Source organism: Mycobacterium angelicum, from assembly GCF_002086155.1.
In the GTDB taxonomy this organism is placed as follows: domain Bacteria; phylum Actinomycetota; class Actinomycetes; order Mycobacteriales; family Mycobacteriaceae; genus Mycobacterium; species Mycobacterium angelicum.
This window is the reverse complement of the sequence record NZ_MVHE01000506.1, coordinates 1-212: the sequence shown is the minus strand read 5'-3', so window position 1 is coordinate 212 and position 212 is coordinate 1. Positions and strand designations below refer to the sequence as shown.

1 pseudogene is annotated in these 212 nt (G+C 79.2%); it reads left to right on the top strand.

The features are described from left to right. Positions 1–212 (top strand): annotated as a pseudogene (locus BST12_RS35245) (hypothetical protein); the annotation flags it as partial.

The window sequence follows — 212 nt, the reverse complement described above, 5'->3', positions numbered from 1 at the left end:
GTGGGGGTGGGGCCGGTGGTCAGGCCGGCGAGGGCGGTGCGGCCAATACCGGCGGCTTTGCCGGCAATGCCGGCAACGGCGGCCAGGGCGGCCAGGGCGGCAACGGCGGCAACGGCAGCGCCAGCAACACCCCCGGCAGCTTCGGCTTCGCCGGTGGCGAGGGCGGCCACGGCGGGGCCGGCGGGTCCGCGGGAGTGGGCGGGGTCAACGGC